The following is a 15,887-nucleotide window of genomic DNA, read 5'->3' on the forward strand; positions in this document are numbered from 1 at the left end:
AATTTCACAAGAGGATCTGCCCTATCGGGATTACGCTTTATCTCATTCCTTGTTTCCCGGTTCCAGACTGGAGGAGATCTTCGAGGCCAGGGCTGAGGAGCACCCCGAACGCGATGCGGTAACCACTCCTGACGGTTCGATGACCTACCGAGAACTCGACTCCCGCGCTACCGTCGTAGCCCGCCGGCTGACCGGCCACGGTGTCGGTCCGGACGTAGTGATAGCGCTGTACACCGATCGCAGCGTCGAAATGCTGGTGGGCCTGCTTGGCATTCTCAAGGCCGGCGGCGCCTATCTGCCCGTCGACTCCACCGCTCCCGCTGCGCGCGTGCGCTGGCTGCTGGAGGACAGCGGCGCGAGCGCGGTCGTGACCGTGTCCCGGTTGGCCGCGACGCTGGGCGACTGGGCGGGAAAGCGTGTCCTCGTCGACGGCGAGGCGGCCGAGGACGGTGCCCCGGCGCCGGAACCGAGCATGCCGAGGGCGGCCACCGACCTCGCCTATGTGATCTATACCTCCGGATCGACAGGCACCCCCAAGGGCGTGCTGGTCGAACACCGCAACATCGTCGGGCTATTCGAACAGACACGGCAGCAGTTCGACTTCGGCCCCGATGACGTCTGGACGATGTTCCACTCCGTGGCGTTCGACTTCTCGGTCTGGGAGATCTGGGGAGCACTGCTGCACGGCGGTCGGCTGGTGATCGTGCCTGACGAGGTGTGCCGCGCTCCCGCCCGGTTCCGGTCGCTGCTGACCGAGCAGGGAGTCACCGTGGTGAACCAGACCCCATCGGCGCTGCGGCAGTTGATCGGGGCGGAGGTCGCCGCCGACGATATCGGGGGTCCGCGCCTGCGGTGGGTGATCCTCGGCGGGGAACGGCTCGATCCCGGCATGCTCGAACCGTGGATCGCACGCCGAGGCGACGAACAGCCGCGCCTGGTGAACATGTACGGCATCACCGAGACGACCGTGCACGCCTCGTTCCGACGGATCACGCGCGAGGATGTGGACCGGCGCGGCGTCAGCCCGATCGGGGTGGCGCTGCCAGGGCTGGAGTTCCTGGTGCTGCGCGAGAGCGGTGAGGCGACCGACACAGGCGAGGCCGGTGAGCTCTACATCAGCGGTACCGGGGTGGCGCGTGGCTACCTCAACCGCGCGCAGCTAACGGCAGAGCGTTTCGTGTACCCCTCGCAGGCCGACGGCCGACGCTGCTATCGCACCGGTGATCTGGTCGCCCGCGACGACAGCGGCGAGTACCGCTACCTCGGCCGTGTCGACGACCAACTCAAGGTCCGTGGTTTCCGCATCGAGCCCGGCGAGGTCGAGGCAGCCCTCAACACCCACCCCGGTGTGGCTACGAGTGTGGTGACTGCCTGGGACTATGGGGAGGGGGACGTCCGGCTGGTCGCCTATCTCGTCCCCGCCGGCGAGCCCGTCGAAGCGGCGTGGGGACAGCAGGGGCCGGTCGACGCGCTCACCGCGCTCCCCAGCCACATGCACCCCTCGGCGTTCGTAACGCTGCGGAGCCTGCCGATGACGGCCAACGGCAAGGTCGACAGGAACGCTCTGCCCGACCCCAGACAAAGCGGCGATGGCACCGAAGGCAGTGGGCTCTCTGCCGTCCAAGCTGAGATCGCCGCGATATGGCGCCAGGTGCTGGGGGTGGCCGAGGTCGACCTCGACGGGGACTTCTTCGACCTCGGCGGCACATCGCTGACCTTGGTGCGGATGTTCGACCGGGTCAACGCCCACTTCAACACCGACCTCGACATCAGCGTGCTGGTGGACGAGGCCACCGTCCGTTCACTCGCGGCCAACTTCGAGTAGGCCCGCGCGCTCCGGCAGCACCCCCCGATACCCACGGAGGTAACAGCAGGTGAGCATTCAGCCGACACAGAGCACCGACTTCTCACTGAGCGCCGAGGAACTGCGCGAATTCCACGAACGCGGCTACGCCGGACCGTTCACGCTCTACGAGCCCGAAGAGATCAAAGATATCTGGCGCCGGGAACGGGTCAAGCTGCTCGACCGCAGTGCCGCCGTCTACCAAGACGAGGAGGCGCATTCGGGCGTGACCAACATCGCCAACTACGACCGGCACCTCGATCAGACGTTCCTGGCCGAGCACATCTGTCGTCCCGAGATCGTCGACCGGGTGTCGAGCATCCTCGGCCCCGACGTGCTGTGCTGGCGCACCGAGTTCTTCCCCAAGTACCCCGGTGACGAGGGAACCGACTGGCACCAGGCCGACACCTTCGCCAATGCCTCGGGGGCACCGCAGATCGTGTGGCCTGAGGACACCGGCTTCGGCGGAACGATCACCGTGTGGTGCGCCTTCACCGACGCCACTGTTGACATGGGCTGCCTGCAGTTCATCCCCGGCACACACCAGACGATGTTCTATGACGAGACCAAGGGGATGCACTACGACCCCGCCACGGTGAACGCGGTGGACAAGGACGGTGTCCGACGAGGGTTCTTCGGTTATGACTACCGGGATCTCAAGATCGACCCCGATTGGGAGCCCGACGAGTCGCAGGCGGTCTCGATGGACATGGCCGCCGGCCAGTTCATCGTGTTCTGGTCGACGCTGATGCACGCCTCCCATCCCCACCAGGGCAAGACCAACGACATGCGCATGGGGTTCGCCTCGCGCTACGTGCCGGGGTCGACCCACGTGTACCCCGACACCGAGGTCGTCGAGGAGTACGGGGGGCGAGTGAGCCTCGACCGCTACGGCGCCGTGGTCGTCAAGGGCGAAAACCGCAACCCCGAGAACCGGATCGCCACGGAGACCACCCGCGGCGTGCCCTTCTCACGGCGCCACGGATAGGACAGGCGCGCCACCGGAGCCGGCGGCACGGGGCGAACAGTTCGTGACGAGAGCGGGAAAGCGGGTTGAAAAACGATGGCGGAGTCCCCACCGACAGTGGACGACGAAACGTTCGACGGCGCCGACGCAGTGGCGCGGCTCGCGGCGGACTTGGCCGCCACGGCACCGCTCGCCGGCGCGCTGGAGACGGTGCCCCGGGTGGCACCACTGGGAGGCAACCGGGTGGACGGGGAGGCCGGCGACGGGTTCGACGCCCTGGAACGGCTCCTCACGCGACTGGCGCGGGAGCTGGGACTGCCCCCGCTACGGCTGGTCCCCGAGCCACAAGGGTTGACGGCGCCCGAGCTCGCCATCAGCGGACGGCTCGCTCTCGGTGCGCTGCTAGAGCAAGAAGCAGGCGTGGTCGACACCGACGACGACCACCTCAGCCGCGCCGCCGCACGAGTGGCGCGGCCCTGCCCCCGGCTGGCCCACAGCAGGGACGGGTCTCCGATCCACTGTTACGAGGCCGGCCCGACCGACGCCCCGGCGGTTGTCCTCGTCACGGCGTGTGGCATGCCGGTGAGCCTGGTACGGCGCTGGATGGCCGAACTCGGGGACCGGTTCCGGGTCCTGACGTGGGAGAGTCGAGGGCTGTTCGCCCCCGATCCCGGCTTCGACCTGCGCGGTCACGACGTGGCGGCCCAAGCCGAGGACCTGTACGCGGTACTGGACACGTTCGGCGTCGAGGCGGCACACGTGATGGGACTGTGCGGTGGGGCCGCGGTGGCGTTGGCCGCGGCCCCCTCACCACGGGTGCGTTCGCTGAGCCTGTGGCACGGGGACTACGAACTGGGCGATGAGGCCCCCAAGACCGAACACCAGCAGGATGTGCAGTCACTGATGGTTATGGCGGGGGAACGGCGCGAACGGGCCGCGAACCTGCACAAGATTCTGCGACGACCCAATACGTTGGACAAGCTGCGCGCCGACATGGCCCATGAGCTGATCTACCCCTACGCCACTGCGGAACTGCTGCACCGCTATGGCCGGCTCAACGGCGCGATCATGACCACCGACTGCCGGCCCCTGCTGGCTGGGGTGCACCAACCCACCCTGGTGGTCACCAGCGATGCCGACACGACCGCTCATCCGGCCGGATCGGCCTTGGTGGCCGAGCGGATACCGGGTGCGCGGTTAAGGACGCCGGCGCGCGGCGATCACCTGTCGGCCTTTGACGCCGCCCCCGCGGCGATCGCGCTCGCCAGAGCGTTCATGGACGAGGTGGGTTTCGAGGGAGGAATGTGAGCACAGGCATGCATGAAGACGCCGAACGGGAGATGGCGGCGCGGCTGCTGGAACATCCGGCCGTCGCTGAGGCGGTGGTTCGCGGCGGAGGGGAGCGCGTCGCCTATCTGGTTCCCGACGCGCGGCACGCGCCGCTGCTGCACCGCGCCTGCCGGCTCGAAGCCGAGGGCCGGCTGGACGGGCTCTCGTGGCACGAGCCCGAGGGGGCGCTTCTCGTGGCGCAGTTGAATCGGACCGAGACCGACTTCCTGTACCGGGAGATCTTCAGCGACAACGCCTACCTGCGCCACGGGATCACGATCCCGGCCGATGGCGTAGTCGTGGATGTGGGAGCCAACATCGGCATGTTCTCGCTGCTGGCCGCCGCGAGCGCGCCGGGAGTGCGGATTGTAGCGGTGGAGCCGGTGGCGGAGCTGGCCCGCGCGGCTGCGGTCAACGCCGAACTGCACGGGGCCGACGTCACCGTACTCAACCACGGTCTCGGCAGTGACGCGGGCGAGGTGGACTTCACCTACTACCCCAACAACAGCGTCATGTCGGGAATGTACGCTGAAGCCGCCGCCGATCGTGATGTGCTGCGCTCCTACCTGGTCACCGGTGACGGCGCACAACCGGGACCGCAGTTCGACCGGTTGGTGGCGGATCGCATGACGACCGAACCGCGCCGCTGCGCGGTCACCACGCTGACCGACGTGGTCGCCGAACAGAAGTTGGAGCGTATCGACCTGCTGAAGGTCGACGTGGAGAAGGCCGAGGCCGACGTCCTCGCCGGGATCGATGCCGCGACCTGGGAACGGATCGACCGGCTCGTGGTGGAGGTCCACGATCTGGAGGGGCGGCTGGAAACGGTTCTAGCACTACTCGACAGCCTGGGGTTCGAGACCGCGCACGATCGTGACAGACGGCTGGAACTGACTCCCTGCTACAACGTCTACGCGCGCCGCCCAGCGGCGCAAACCGCCACGAGGACAGCACCGCACCCCGCCCAGGAAACGCTCACGGCACTCAGCTCGGCCGTTCTCCGACGCGCCGGCGACGAGCCCGGCGAGGCGGCGGTCCCGGACCGGTGCGTGTGGGTGGCCGATCTGTCGCAGGCCGAGGGCTATGCCGCGCCGATGGCGCGACAGCAGCCGGGGGACGCACCGAGGGCGCTGACCGAAGCGTGGACCGAACTGTTCGGCGCGGGGTCGGCACGGCCCGAGGCCGACTTCTTTGACTTGGGCGGCGACTCGCTGACCGCTGTGCGGCTGCTGGCGAGGCTGGAGTCGCAACTCGGAGAAGAGGTCGTCGAACCCGATATCGTCTTTACCGCCAGCCGCTTCGGCGATCTGGCGACCGCTGTCGAGGCGGGGCTGGCGAAGCGGGGGCGCGCGGGGCCAGGGTAAACCCCGGATGCGCCGACCGAGAGCCGACCCGTAGAACAGGGGCGCCAACGTCCATGGCTTCGTTGAAAAGCGTGCTGCCCGACATTCCGCTGTCGACGGTCACCGCGGGGTTCGTCACGGTCCTGGTCGGGATCACCAGTTCGGCAGCGATCGTCTTCCAGGCGGCGCAGGCGGCGGGCGCCACCCAGGGGCAACTGTCGTCGTGGCTGCTGGCGCTGGGTGTTGGCATGGGCGTGACCTCGATCGGCCTGTCGCTGCGGTACCGGGCGCCCGTCGTCACCGCCTGGTCGACTCCGGGGGCTGCGCTGCTGGCGACAAGCCTGAACGGCACCCCGATGGCCGAAGTGATCGGCGCGTTCCTGTTCTCGGCGCTGCTGATCGTGGTGTGCGGGGTGACCGGCTGGTTCGGCCGACTCATGGGGTACGTGCCGATGCCGATCGTCTCAGCGCTGTTGGCGGGGGTGCTGGTCGAGTTCGGGATGGGGGCGTTCACGTCGCTGGGCGAGCAACCCGTGCTGGTGCTGGGGATGCTGGTGGCCTATCTGGTGTGCAAACGGCTGCTGGCGCGGTACGCGATCGTCGTCGCGCTGACCTCGGGGGTGGTCATCGCGATCGGCCAAGGGCTGCTGGACTTCGCGGCGCTGCGCTTGGAGCCGGCCGCGCCGGTGTTCACCATGCCGGAGCTCTCCTGGACGGTGGCGGTCAGCGTGGGGATTCCACTGTTCGTCGTAACTATGGCTTCGCAGAACATTCCCGGTGTGGCGGTGCTTCGGGGCTCGGGGTACGACACTCCGGTGTCGCCGCTAATCACGGTGACGGGTGCGACGAATCTCGCGTTGGCACCCTTCGGATGCTTCGGGCTGAACCTGGCCGCGATCACGGGGGCGATCTGCTCAGGCCCGGAGTCGCACGAGGACCCCGCGCGGCGCTACCTCGCCAGCGTGTGGGCCGGTGTGTTCTACCTGCTCGTGGGGGTTTTCGGTGGAACCATCGGAGCTTTGCTCACGGCCGTCCCCGAAGCGCTCGTCCTGACCATCGCCGGGTTGGGACTGTTCAGCACCATCGCCAACTCCATGGCTACGGCGCTGCGCGAGGAACGCACCCGGGAGGCGGCGATCATCACGTTCCTGATCACCGCTTCCGGGGTGACTCTCCTGGGAATCGGCTCAGCCTTCTGGGGGTTGGCCGGTGGGGTGGCCGCCTGGACGGTGATGACCGTCAACCGCCGTTCGAGACAGGAGGTCGCCCATGCCGAATGACGGCGGCGAGAGCACGCCCCCGAACTCGTGGCTGTGGCGCCCGCTGCCGCGCCCCGAAGCGGCGTTGCGGCTGGTGTGCTTCCCCCACGCCGCGGGCAGTCCCCTGGTGTTTCGTGGCTGGAGCGAGGCGTTGCCCGCCGAGGTCGAGCTGTGCGCGGTTCGGCTGCCGGGGCGCGACAACCGGCTCGGTGAGACGCCCTACGACGAGTGGAGGCAGCTACTCGACGCGCTGGAGACGGTGTTGGCACCGACCCTGGCGCGGCCCTACGCGCTCTTCGGCCACAGCATGGGGGCGATGGTCGCCTACGAACTGGCGCGACGCCTGGCCGAACGCGCTGCCAGGCCCGCCGTGCGGCTGCTGGTGGCGGGGTGCCGAGGGCCGGACGTGCCGATCCTGGTGCCGGCCATCCACGAGATGGGGGCAGCCGAGTTCAAAGCCAACCTGGGGCGAGTTGCAGGTACCCCGGCGGAGGTCGTCGAGAGCCCCCGATGGTTGAAGACGTTCGAGCCCCTGCTACGGGCCGACCTCAAGCTCGCCGAGACGTGGCCGCCCGCCGCTCCCTCCCCGGTCGGCATCGCCACCACCGGCTTCGCCGGCAGCGACGACCCGATCGCGCCGCCATGGAGCATGCGCTCCTGGAAACGTTACGCCGATCCGTTCGTGCTGCGGGTCGTGGCCGGAGACCACTTCTTCCCGCACGCTGCACGCACTCTCCTTGACCCGCTGAGCGACGAACTCCGCGCGGCACTGGCCGAAACCGCTTGACGAGCAGCAAAGGCAAGATCGTGGACACAATCTACTTCTCAGCCGAGCACACCGATTTCCGCGGCGAAGTCGAGCGGTTCCTGCAGCGTGAGGTCGTGCCGTTCGCCCACGAATGGGAGGAGCAGCGTCGGGTGCCGCGCAGCGCATGGAAGTCCCTGGCCGGGCAAGGACTGCTCGGCCTGTTCCACTCCCCTGAGGTGGGAGGCGGCGGTCGGGACCTGTTCACCACGGTGGTTTTCCTGGAAGAGTTGGGCCGAACCGGCTATGGCGGGGTGCGTGCGGCCGTCTCGGTCCACGCCTACATGGCGACCTACTACTTGGCCCGGGCCGGCTCGGCCTTCCTACGCGAGACCTACCTCGCCCCAGCCGTGGCCGGTGACAGCATCGCTGCGCTCGCGATCACCGAGCCCTCGGCCGGCGCTGACATGGCCGGAATCGCCACAACCGCACACCGGGAAGGGGACCATTTCGTCCTCAACGGCCGCAAAAGCATGGTGAGCAACGGGTCCAGCGCCGACTTCCACGTCGTCGTGGCGCGCACTTCCCTCGACAGCCTCGGAGCGGCGGGGTTGTCGCTGTTCGTCGTCGATGCTGCGACCCCCGGGATCACTGTGAGTAGGCAGGAAACCCTGGGATGGCGCAGCGCCGACCCGACCATGGTCGACTTCGAGGCGGTTCGCGTGCCCGAACGGCAACTCCTCGGCCGGCCGGGGAGCGGGTTCTACCACCTGATGCGGGGCTTGCAGATGGAACGGATCGTGGCCGCTGTCCTCGCCCTGGGCGGGATGGACGCCTGCATGCACGACCTCCGGGAGCACCTGCGGCGACGTGAGGCGTTCGGTGCGAAACTGGGAAGCTTCCAAGCCATCCGCCACCGTGTGGCCGATCTCGCCACCGAGCTGACCGCGGCACGCCAGCTCGTCTACCACGCGGCGTGGCGTTACCAAAACGATGAGATGGCGGCCGTGGACGTGTGCTCGATGGCCAAACTACAGGCGACCGAACTCGCCGTGCGCGTGGCCGACACGAGCGTGCAACTGCATGGTTCTCACGGCTATCTCGACGACACCGCCGTCTCCCGCGCCTACCGCGATGCCCGCGCAGCCACCGTCGCCGCCGGACCGAGCGAGGTGATGCGCGACATCATCGCGCGCATGGCGATCGACGAGGCAGCGTCGCGAGGCCACTGAGGCGAGCGCGGCCAGGGCTGTCACCTTGACCGCGAAAATCACCGGGAAGGGCCGTTTTCCCAGCACATGTGGGTAGGGAATCTTCGCGGGTAGGGGAACGCTACCGCAGCTTTGGGCGGGCGGGAGCGTTACGCCCCTCCAGCCCTGGAGCTCCTGGCGGGGAGAGTACCCACAGAAAGGGGGTGAGGGCCGATGCCGCAGACAAACGACGCCGGCGACACCATCCGGGTGTTCTTGGTCGATGACCACGATGTCGTGCGGCGAGGCATCGCGGCGCTCCTGGCCGAAGAGGCCGACATCGAGGTCGCGGGCGAGGCCGCGACGGCGAGCGGGGCCATCGCGCGTGTCCCGGCGGCCCGGCCGGACGTCGCTGTGCTCGACGTGCGGCTCCCCGACGGCAGCGGGGTCGAGGTCTGCCGCGAAATCCGATCGGCCCTGCCGGAACTGACGTGCCTGATGCTGACCTCCTACTCCGACGACGAGGCCCTCTATGAGGCGGTCATGGCCGGCGCGTCGGGCTACATCCTCAAGCAGATCCACGGCTCTGACCTGGTGGGGGCGATCCGCACCGTGGCTGCGGGCGGCTCGCTACTGGACCCGGGCAGCACGGCGCGGATCATGCGCCGGATGCGGGAGACCGCGGCGCACGAGGACCCGCTGGCGGAACTGTCCGCTCAGGAACGACGCATCTTCGAGCTGATCGGCGAAGGGCTGACGAACCGCCAGATCGGGGAACGCATCTTCCTGGCCGAGAAGACCGTGAAGAACTACGTCTCCAGCGTGCTGTCGAAACTCCAGATGCAGCGCCGCACCCAGGCCGCCGCCTACGCGGCACAACTCAAGGCGGAGTCGTCGCATCAGTCCTCCAATTGAGCGCGGCCCGGCCAGGGTGCGGGCGGCGTCCGCTGCGGGCGCTCCCCCAGCCCCGCAGCGCCAAGCCCACTCATTCGGGCAGCAGCATGCTGGCGAACGGCGAGAGGTCGTCGGCGGCGTACTCGATGCGGTCGTCGACGTGGACGGCCCCTTCGATGTGGCGGATCGCGCGACGCAACGCGAGCGAACTGGAACGCAACCGCACCCGCCCTGTGAGGGTGACGACGCCCCTGTCCACGCTCGCCTGAACCTCCGGGAGGTCGAACTCGATGAGCAGCCGTCGGGAGATCGCATCCTGAATCCAGGCGTCGGGCCGCGTGTAGACCCCGACCAGATCGCTGCGGCTGAGGATGCCGAGCAGTGCCCCCGAGGTGTTGACCACGGGGAGCCGGTTCACCCGGTAGCGGTGCATGAGGGTGGCGGCCTGCTCGACGGTTTCCTCGGGCGCCGCGGTCACCACGGGGGCGGTCATGAGCCGCCACGCAGTGGTGGCGGTGGCCTTAGAACGGTCGTGGCGGGTCCAGCCGTGCGTCATGTGCCAGCTCTCCCCGGTCAGCGGATCAGCGAGCCTAAGCAGTAGGTCCGACTGCGAGACCAGTCCCACCACACGGTCGTGATCGTCGACCACAGGCAGGGCACTGACCTTGAACCGGTGCAACAGGAGCGCGATCTCACGGATTCCCGCCTCTGCCGAGATACTCACGACGTCGCGCGTCATCAGGTCGCGCACGCGGATAGTCATATGTCCTCCCTGGGATCGTCTGAGGGGTGGCTCCTCTCGGTGTGGGTGGAGCCGTGGCCGCCTTCGCTCTGCGGCGGCAGCGAGGTTGTGCTCGATGCTGACGGCGGGGACTCGCGCTGCGTCATCATTTGCGACGAGCGCGAGCGGTCGCGCTGGCCGTTGAGGAAGCGAGACTCCAGGCCGGTGATCCGGAACAGCCGCTTCACCTGGGGAGGAGTGCCGCACAGGGTGAGCGCCCCACCCAGGTGGGCGGCGCAGTTGGCCACCCGCACCAGCACCGCCAGCCCCCGAGCGTCGCAGAAGGTGACCGCGGAAAGGTCGACGGTGAGATCAGGACCGACCTCAGCGATGGTGTCGATCAACATGGCGGCCACCTCTTCCTCGGCCGCGAGGTCGAGTTCTCCCGACACGTGCACAACGTTGCCGCCGCCCCGCTGGACATTGGCGAGAACGGAGAAAAATCCGTGCGGACCCGCGGGCGGGTTCGGCTGGTCATCCGAACGCATCATCGGTGACCCCCTTCGCTGGTTCTTCTACAGTGCCCCCCGCCACCCACCAAGGCGAGGGACGAATGTCCTGCTCAGCACTGTCCTTTCGACTGAAATGCCTCCCCTGGCGCGGGGTAGGGGACTCGATGACAAGCCGATACGAAAGTCCGTGACTCCACATCCTGGGAGCACCGTCAGCAGGCCTGCTCACGCGAGGAGCATGAGGACAGGAGGCGGACAAGCCGAAAGGGGTTTGGCCATGACAGGCACGAGCGGCTCGGCGGTCCTAGTGACGGGAGGAGCACGCGGCATCGGCGCGGCCGTGGCACGTGCCATGCTCGACACGGGAGCCGGTGTGGCTATCGCCGACGTGCTGGACGACGAGGGCGAGCAGCTCGCCAAGGACCTCGGCAACGGTGCCCACTACATCCATCTCGACGTGACGCGCGCCGACAGTTGGACGAACGCGGTGGCCGTGGTCGAAGGCGAGATCGGACCGTTGACGACCCTGGTCAACAACGCGGGCATCCTCACCGTGACGCCTATCGAGTCGCAGCCCGAGGCGGAGTTCCGGCGAGTGCTGGACGTGAACCTGGTGGGGGCCTGGCTAGGGATGCGCGCCACGCTGCCCTCGCTGCGCCGCTCCGGCGGGGGAACGATCGTCAACATCTCCTCGACGGCGGGGTTGCAGGGCTACGCCAACATTGGCGCCTACACCGCCAGCAAGTGGGCACTGCGGGGCCTGACCAAGACGGCGGCGTTGGAGTTCGCCGCCGACGACATCCGGGTGTGCTCGGTACACCCCGGGCTGGTGCACACCCCCATGACCGCCGCGATGGCCGACTCCCTCGTAGCCGACCAGCCCATCGCGCGCTTCGGGACGCCCGAAGAGGTCGCGCGCATGGTGCGCTTCATCGCCACCGAGGCCACCTTCTCGACGGGAAGCGAGTTCGTTCTCGACGGCGGGACCACCACGGGCACCACCCTGCCCCTACCTCAGGACTGACCGGTGAGCCCTGCCGCCCCGCGAGCGACGCCAGGGCCAGTGGAGGAACAATGCTGGTACGAGAAATGATGGCGCCGTCACGTACGCTGCTGGCCAAGGATACGCCGCTGCGCGAAGCCGCCCGCCTGCTAGCCGAATGCGAATGTGAGGCCGCGCCCGTGGTCGACGACTCCGGCGTACTGGCCGGGATCGTCACCGAGATCGACCTGCTGCGCGACCGGTTCGAGCCAAAGCCCACCGGTTACGCCCGATGCGTGCCTGGGGCGAGCGGAACGCACCCACACACGGTGTGCGAGGTCATGACCAGGGCAGTGGTCACCGCATCCGAAGGTGACGACGCCGACGAACTCGCCCACCGGATGATTGAGACTCGCCTGCGGTGCGTGCCAGTGCTGCGCGGGGGCACGATCGCGGGAGTGGTGCGTCGCCGTGACGTACTGGCCGCCTACCTTCGCCCCGACGCCGAGATCCACGAGGAACTCTTGGCCGCGATCGCGCGGCGCGTGCCCACGCACGAGGAGATGACGGTGACCGTGGATGACGGCGTCGTGACCGTCACTGGCCCAGCCCCCGCAGGCACCGGGCGGGTGGTGGCCGCCTTGGGGGCACGGTCCCCGGGGTCCGTCGCGCCGAGGTCGCCTTGGAGACCGTGGCGGCGAGCGCCCGTGCCGACGACCTCGCCCGGCTCCGGTCGTGAGTTTGGCTGAGCGGGCTCAGCCGGATCGCCCGGAGCAGACCAGCGGCAGGCCAAGAGAGCTGGGAGGACAGCACAGTCCATCCCATTGAACACACAGGTGAGGAGGCGTCATGCACAGCACCGTGGGTGACGTGATGACGAGTGACGCGGTTTGGCTCCACAAGAACGCGGGATACAAGGAGATTGTCGAGACCCTGTTGGAGCAGGAGGTCAACTCCCTTCCGGTGACCGACGACACGGGCAGCGTGGTCGGGGTAGTCTCCGATGAAGATCTGGTGCGCAAGGAAGAGTTCTACGGCGAAGGCGTCGCGGACGACTACCGGCCCGCTATCCGTGCTCACCTGCGGTCCATGCTGGGCAGCGGCGGGTTTCACGGTGAACGGGCCCAGAAGCGGGCCCTGGCGACCACGGCCGGCGAGCTGATGACACAGCCCCCGATCACGATCTCGACGTCGGCGTCTGTCACCGAGGCAGCCCGCGTCATGGAGCGCTACGGGATACGACGGCTGCCGGTCGTCGATCGTCATGGCGTGTTGGCGGGGGTGGTCAGCCGTCGGGATCTGCTGCGGGTGTTCCTGCGCGGCGACGACGACATCGCCCACGAAGTCAGGGAGGACATCGCATTCGCCAAGAGCACCATAGAGGGCATCGACGTCACCGAGACGGTTGAGGACGGCGTGGTCACGCTCCAGGGGGCGGTGCCCAGCCGCAGTGTCGCCCACATGCTCACCCGCCAGGTCAGTCGGATCGAGGGCACGGTATCGGTCATCGACAACCTCACGTGGAAGGTCGACGACCTGCTGTATCCTCACCTGCGTTGAGCAGCCCTTACGGGTGGGCTCCCGCCCGCTCCTGCCGCTGATCGGGCGATCCCCGGTCCGAGGGGATCGCCGTTGCGGCTCCCGGGCGGCCTACCCCGCCGCTCCTGCACTGCGGACCCGCCCAGCCTGCCGGAGCGTCCGACCGCCATAGCACCGCGGCAACCAACTTCGCTCGGGCGGCTGAACTGGCCGCGGCAGCCACCCCCGCGCTGGGGGCGGCTGCCGAACGTGGCAAATGGCGCCCAGAGATGCAGACTGGGGAGACTGCCGTCCGTGGGGAGGACGGCCAGTCGGTGGAGCGGGTACCGAGCCCGCGCGTGCGGGGGTCTCCGCCATCTCCGGTTACACCTGTCTGTGCTGGCGTGCGCCCCGTGTTCAGGGACGATCCCGGCGTTTTCGGTGCGTCCCGCTCCTCATCGGCGTGCTCCCCGCGGAGGGATGGTTGTGGCTGGCGAGGGTGGAAAGTGCGTCGTTCGCACATACCTCGACCGCCACGCGATCTCGACACCCTGAGGAGGCGCGGTAGCTCGGGGGGCGTGAAGCGATGCGGGCGGCCCCGACGCGAAGGACGTCGCTACACCTCGAGGCACGACAACGGGTAGCGACCTCTTGGGTCGGGGCGGCAGGTTGGCGCAGTCCCCCGAGAAGCCGCCCCATGACAGGGTGCGGCCTCTCGGGGGCGGCAGATCGAGGTAACCACCCAAGGCACAACCCACCCCTGGGCTCTCGAGATCGCCCAGCGATCGAGGCAGGAGCGACGGGAGACGCCGCGCGACCTCCTCAGCGCCAACCCACACCCCACCGCAAGCCCCGCTGCACGCGGGAAGCAGGACCCCCGGCCCGGTATAGAGCCGGGAGAACGTCAGTTCTTCGCGGCTTTGGAGCGCCCGTTGGAGGTGCCCGAGGCCGCGAGTTCGGCGGCGATCTTGTCGGCCCAGGCGTCGATGTCGGCCCAGTCGCGGAAGTCGGCACGACCGCTGCGCATCAGTCGGGAAAGCAGCCGGCCGGGCAGGGGGAGCTGCTCCTTACGCAGGGCACCGGCGAAGAAGCGGTGGCCGCGCGGCCGGATCTTGCGCTGGATACTGGTCACGTCGCGCGGCGGGTTAACCGGCGCGTTGAAGCGGGCGCCGACGGCGCGTGCGGCTCCGACACTGAACAGCCACGCCGGGCGGGCCGCGAGCGCGGTGGCGTTACGACGCACGTAGGCCGTGGCCTCTTTGAGCCACCGGGAGTAGTACACGGCGCTCCCCAGCACGATCACCTCGTAGGCGTCGGCGCGCCGGGCGCGAGCGAAGGGGCGCGCCTCGGCATTGTGGCTGTGTTCGCGCAGCCGTTGGGCGACCCGTTCGGCGATCTCGCGCGTGGACCCGTGCTTGCTGGCGTATCCGATCAGTACCCGCATATCCACTCCTCCCTGCCAAGATCATGGCAGGTGCGACCCAACGCGGGCCGACAGCGGAACGAAGACGCGGAACCCTCCGGTTAAGAGGGCGTGAGGACGGCGGGTACGGCACACGATAACCGGGTCGCATCCGCCGTCTCTAACCGATCAGCTTGGCGTGCCCTCATGGCCGGCCCCTTTCGGATGGGTACGCGGCACCATGCTCAGGTCGGTGGCGATGCTCTCCGCCCAGGCGTCGACGTCGGCCCAGTCGCGGAAGTCACCGTAGCGTCCCCGCATCAGCCGGTAGAACACGCGGCCGATGGGGGGAAAGTGGTCGTGTCGGATGGCGCCGGCGAAGAGGTGGTGCTCGCGGGAGCGGATCGTGGTGCGGAAGGTGGCGACCGCTTTGGGGTCGCGCACGTGCTTCTCGAACCAACCACCGACGACGCTCGCCATCCCGACGCTGAACAGCCACAGCGGGCGGGCCGCGAGCAGGTCGGCGTTGCGGTTGACGTACTCGATGGCCGGCGGAAGCCAGTCGCCGCCATGGATGGCACTGCCAATGACGAACGCCTCGTAGCCGGCGGCGTCACCAGCGCCGGTCAACTCTTGCGCGTCGGCGTTGTGGCCCCCGTCGCGCAGCCGTTGAGCGATCCGTTCGGCGATCTCGCGCGTGGACCCGTGCTGGCTGGCGTATCCGATCAGTATTCGCATGTCGGTCCCCCTCCGTATGCGTTGTTATTCTTTTCCCTCCTACTGCCCACCGAACGCGCCCGCGAATAGCCGAATCTTCCCTCATAGAAAGGGCTAAGGACTCTTGGCGCCCTCGAGAGGCGGCGGCGAGGGGGCACGGGGCCATGCCGGCTTGGCCGGAAAAGCCGTCCTCGTGGGGAGAAGTCCGCGCCACCGGGGCGATGTGAGGGCGGGGCTGGCCCCACCTGGGCACGCGCTATAGCCACGGCCGTGCTCTCCGGGGCGCCCGGATCGGTTGGGGCGACTCTCGCCATAGCCGCCGCGCCCCTGCCGGCCCGGCGCTACCCCCGGGAGGCGTGCGGCGGGGGAGGGCTCTGGCTGGAGGAGAGTGCGCAGGGTTTCCCGTGGCTCGTGCCTCGATCGCTTCGCGATCTCGGCAGCCTGGGGTGGGCTATGGCTGGGGTG

15 protein-coding genes and 1 pseudogene are annotated in these 15,887 nt (G+C 68.5%); 12 read left to right on the plus strand and 4 right to left on the minus strand.

The features are described 5' to 3' along the window. Window positions 1–139: 139 nt before the first annotated feature. The 9 genes and pseudogenes from ABD848_RS25105 to ABD848_RS21060 all read left to right on the plus strand — a co-directional run. Window positions 140–1,306, plus strand: a pseudogene (locus ABD848_RS25105) (amino acid adenylation domain-containing protein); the annotation flags it as partial. Further along, window positions 1,304–1,825: a phosphopantetheine-binding protein gene (locus ABD848_RS25110; protein WP_425567639.1), complete on the plus strand. Its 522-nt coding sequence runs from the start codon at window positions 1,304–1,306 to the stop codon at window positions 1,823–1,825. The pseudogene ABD848_RS25105 and the gene ABD848_RS25110, both read left to right, overlap by 3 nt. A gap of 49 nt (window positions 1,826–1,874) precedes the next feature. After that, window positions 1,875–2,831 (plus strand): chlorinating enzyme, encoded by a 957-nt coding sequence (locus ABD848_RS21030; RefSeq protein WP_344975449.1) that lies wholly within the window; start codon window positions 1,875–1,877, stop codon window positions 2,829–2,831. 75 nt (window positions 2,832–2,906) lie between these two features. Further along, window positions 2,907–4,118 (plus strand): alpha/beta fold hydrolase, encoded by a 1,212-nt coding sequence (locus ABD848_RS21035; RefSeq protein ID WP_344975452.1) that lies wholly within the window; start codon window positions 2,907–2,909, stop codon window positions 4,116–4,118. Further along, entirely contained in the window at window positions 4,115–5,503 is a 1,389-nt protein-coding gene (locus ABD848_RS21040) for an FkbM family methyltransferase (RefSeq protein ID WP_344975455.1), read from the plus strand. Before ABD848_RS21035 ends, ABD848_RS21040 begins: the two co-directional genes overlap by 4 nt. Window positions 5,504–5,556: 53 nt before the next feature. Further along, on the plus strand, window positions 5,557–6,762 hold the full coding sequence (locus ABD848_RS21045) for a benzoate/H(+) symporter BenE family transporter (protein WP_344975458.1): 1,206 nt from the start codon (window positions 5,557–5,559) through the stop codon (window positions 6,760–6,762). After that, window positions 6,752–7,528, plus strand: a complete 777-nt coding sequence (locus ABD848_RS21050; protein ID WP_344975461.1) for a thioesterase II family protein — start codon at window positions 6,752–6,754, stop codon at window positions 7,526–7,528. The genes ABD848_RS21045 and ABD848_RS21050 overlap by 11 nt, the downstream gene beginning before the upstream one ends. Before the next feature lie 20 nt (window positions 7,529–7,548). Further along, on the plus strand, window positions 7,549–8,718 hold the full coding sequence (locus ABD848_RS21055; protein ID WP_344975464.1) for an acyl-CoA dehydrogenase family protein: 1,170 nt from the start codon (window positions 7,549–7,551) through the stop codon (window positions 8,716–8,718). A 192-nt stretch (window positions 8,719–8,910) separates the two neighbouring features. After that, on the plus strand, window positions 8,911–9,591 hold the full coding sequence (locus tag ABD848_RS21060; protein ID WP_344975467.1) for a response regulator transcription factor: 681 nt from the start codon (window positions 8,911–8,913) through the stop codon (window positions 9,589–9,591). Window positions 9,592–9,661: 70 nt separating this feature from the next. Here the strand turns inward: ABD848_RS21060 and ABD848_RS21065 are convergent, their stop codons facing one another. Both ABD848_RS21065 and ABD848_RS21070 read right to left on the minus strand, forming a co-directional pair. Next, window positions 9,662–10,333 carry a CBS domain-containing protein gene (locus ABD848_RS21065; RefSeq protein WP_344975470.1) on the minus strand — a complete coding sequence of 224 codons (672 nt, stop codon included), beginning with the start codon at window positions 10,331–10,333 and terminating at the stop codon, window positions 9,662–9,664. Further along, window positions 10,330–10,842 (minus strand): STAS domain-containing protein, encoded by a 513-nt coding sequence (locus ABD848_RS21070; RefSeq protein ID WP_344975472.1) that lies wholly within the window; start codon window positions 10,840–10,842, stop codon window positions 10,330–10,332. Before ABD848_RS21070 ends, ABD848_RS21065 begins: the two co-directional genes overlap by 4 nt. 238 nt (window positions 10,843–11,080) lie before the next feature. Here ABD848_RS21070 and ABD848_RS21075 point away from each other — a divergent pair, with 238 nt between their 5' ends. The 3 genes from ABD848_RS21075 to ABD848_RS21085 all read left to right on the plus strand — a co-directional run bounded on the left by ABD848_RS21075 (window position 11,081) and on the right by ABD848_RS21085 (window position 13,345). Further along, on the plus strand, window positions 11,081–11,827 hold the full coding sequence (locus tag ABD848_RS21075; protein ID WP_344975475.1) for an SDR family NAD(P)-dependent oxidoreductase: 747 nt from the start codon (window positions 11,081–11,083) through the stop codon (window positions 11,825–11,827). 50 nt (window positions 11,828–11,877) lie between these two features. Next, window positions 11,878–12,534 carry a CBS domain-containing protein gene (locus tag ABD848_RS21080; protein WP_344975477.1) on the plus strand — a complete coding sequence of 219 codons (657 nt, stop codon included), beginning with the start codon at window positions 11,878–11,880 and terminating at the stop codon, window positions 12,532–12,534. 100 nt (window positions 12,535–12,634) lie between these two features. Next, a complete protein-coding gene (locus ABD848_RS21085; RefSeq protein ID WP_344975480.1) occupies window positions 12,635–13,345 on the plus strand; it encodes a CBS domain-containing protein in 711 nt (236 codons plus the stop codon). Window positions 13,346–14,207: 862 nt separating this feature from the next. Here the strand turns inward: ABD848_RS21085 and ABD848_RS21090 are convergent. Together ABD848_RS21090 and ABD848_RS21095 are read right to left on the minus strand one after the other, a co-directional pair. Further along, window positions 14,208–14,747: a flavodoxin domain-containing protein gene (locus ABD848_RS21090; RefSeq protein WP_344975482.1), complete on the minus strand. Its 540-nt coding sequence runs from the start codon at window positions 14,745–14,747 to the stop codon at window positions 14,208–14,210. A 147-nt stretch (window positions 14,748–14,894) separates the two neighbouring features. Then, complete coding sequence (locus ABD848_RS21095; protein WP_344975484.1) at window positions 14,895–15,443, minus strand: flavodoxin domain-containing protein; 549 nt, start codon at window positions 15,441–15,443, stop codon at window positions 14,895–14,897. Window positions 15,444–15,887: the final 444 nt, after the last annotated feature.

It is taken from the genome of Salinactinospora qingdaonensis (assembly GCF_039539445.1).
In the GTDB taxonomy this organism is placed as follows: Bacteria; Actinomycetota; Actinomycetes; order Streptosporangiales; family Streptosporangiaceae; genus Salinactinospora; species Salinactinospora qingdaonensis.